2 protein-coding genes are annotated in these 2,215 nt (G+C 35.3%); both read right to left on the bottom strand.

What is annotated here, in order from left to right:
• Window positions 1–242: 242 nt before the first annotated feature.
• A complete protein-coding gene (locus ACKGJN_RS16205; protein ID WP_409540608.1) occupies window positions 243–698 on the bottom strand; it encodes a hypothetical protein in 456 nt (151 codons plus the stop codon).
• A partial coding sequence (locus tag ACKGJN_RS16200) for a hypothetical protein (RefSeq protein ID WP_409540607.1) occupies window positions 673–2,215 on the bottom strand: 1,543 nt, incomplete at its 5' end. The genes ACKGJN_RS16205 and ACKGJN_RS16200, both read right to left, overlap by 26 nt.

Below are 2,215 nucleotides of genomic sequence, written 5' to 3'. Positions count from 1 at the left end.
ATTTTCATAAAACAAATATAATTGCAACATTCTTGCTCTCTCATTTGGATTTTCATTAGGATCCTTCTTTAATTTTAACATACAATTTAAATTCTCTTCCAAAATTAAAATAATCCAAAGATTATCAATGGCAGAGATAAATCTATGGATAATTGATATAGAGGAGTATCATCTCACGCCTCAGTTTCTTTTAAACTTACACATATGATTTATAAACGAACAAACCCTTTAATTACTCATTATTAGTCTATTACGTGTTCATTTCGCCAATAAACCCTATATTTAATAAAGCAGTCATTCAATTCTTCTATTAAATAAGTGACGAACTTACCATTCTTGTCATGTGGCGCGATTATTTTTCCATATTTTCTCTTTAAAACAGGTAGGTTTTTTCTATACCATAGTCTGCCTAAACTATCTATATCCTTTACTTCTGTGAACTGGTAGTCCTTCAAGTATTTTATAGCTAAAGTGTCAGAATCTCCTTTTTTGGGATAAATAAGCCCATTGCCTTCATATAAATTGAAGTTTATACCATGCTTATTTTTAAACTTTTTACCTCTGTAATGAGGTACTGAGCCATCATTAGGTTTATATTCAAGATAAATAGTATCCTTAGGGATGACAATTTCTTGAGTAAAGCCTTTAATTCCTATAAGTAAAAACAAAGCATTAATTAGTACAATTGTGTGTTTCATTAGTAATGGCATTAGTAATTATTGAATTTATTTGAGATTGGTTTACAGAAGGGTCATCCCAAGCTACAGTTCCCTTTAAGCCCATCCAAGATATGGCATTGTAAAATTCAGGAGAATGTTGATTATTATCAAAATCCTTTAATGCGGCGATCATCATATTACGGTAATGAGAGGCCATTTGTTGATGTTGCTCTTCCGTAGGTCCTTCTATTGGTATTAATTGACCATTTTCTTTATAAAATTTATATCTCATGAAATAATCATGAATCCCCTCATAATTATCCCTTAAACTATAAATGAAATTTTCCCATTGTTCGCCTGTATAATTGTTATAGTTAACATGAGGTAATTGAGCACATTCTAGGAGCTTTCTATACATCTCTGCATGTACCATTTCATGAATTAACTCTTGGGCTAAAATTATTGTTGGGAAATTTTGTGCAGAAGAAGTTAAAGTAACATCTGTATTAAACACAATATTTATGTTAAATCCGGGTACGTTGCTTCCATTAGCTCCATTGACTGGTGGGAATGTTGCTGCGCCAGCTGTTGTTTGATTTGGAAAACTGGAGGCAAAATTGCTATCAGCACTAAAATTAAGATGGCCAACTGCATTATCTGGCAAGAAATTTTTTAAATAGCCCGCTATTGTATTAGTTCCTGTTTTAAATTTATCGTATACGCATTTTAATCTTTGGTGGTTTTCGAAACTAGAATCTAGAATTATCTTATCCTCAAAATCCACCTCCCCAACAGCCATAAAGGCACGAATGGCTTCCAATCCAAAGAATGTTGCTTCAGTGGTTTTATCCTCAATGAAAAAAAGATAAAGGTTATTTACCTTTTGTATTTCTATACTGGTTAAATCCCCATTGAGCCACATAGTTTCCGGAGAACCTTTTGTCAAACCAAGTCTTTGTACAATGCTTATTTTTACCGAAGAATCTACCACTCCAACCTCCCCATCATCCACTGGACAATCTCCTGCAGCTTTTGTCACACTTTGGGAATTTTTTTGCACAGGAAGAGCACAATCCCGTAACTCTACCGTATCATTTCCATCAACATTACGTATAATCACCCACTTATTACAATCAACACCGCCACTTGATGATGAAGTTTCTGTTGAAATGCTCAACGAAGTAGTAGGGCCATAGACTTGTGCCGTCAAAGGTGTAGCTCCCCCATTATTATAAAAAATTTCACCACTGGTAAGGCTATTAACTGTAGCAGTTTCTGTTCTGCCTGTCGAAACGTCTCTAACATCAACTTGCAAATCGTAACCGCCTGTCCCACCATAATGGTTCCAGGAACCGGAAGGCCTTGTATAACCGGTCTGCCCGCTACCGGTCCAGGTAACACTATTATTTTGATCTATCAGGTCAGGATTATAGCTTCCTCCAGATCCACCAATGCTTCCCCCGTCATCACAGGTAGAGCTCGTTTTGAAACTGACCTTATTGTTTTCCCGTTCTATGGCACCATAAAAATCATCAATCCAATAATTTTTGTAGCTG

Source organism: Gillisia xinjiangensis, from assembly GCF_046298265.1.
GTDB classification, from domain to species: Bacteria; Bacteroidota; Bacteroidia; order Flavobacteriales; family Flavobacteriaceae; genus Gillisia; species Gillisia xinjiangensis.
The sequence above is the reverse complement of the archived record's forward strand: the minus strand, read 5'-3'. Positions and strand labels throughout refer to the sequence as shown.

What these genes read in the sequence shown, in the direction of transcription:
- ACKGJN_RS16205 (WP_409540608.1), bottom strand. Translation starts at nt 698, where the DNA reads ATGAAACACACAATTGTACTAATTAATGCTTTGTTTTTACTTATAGGA.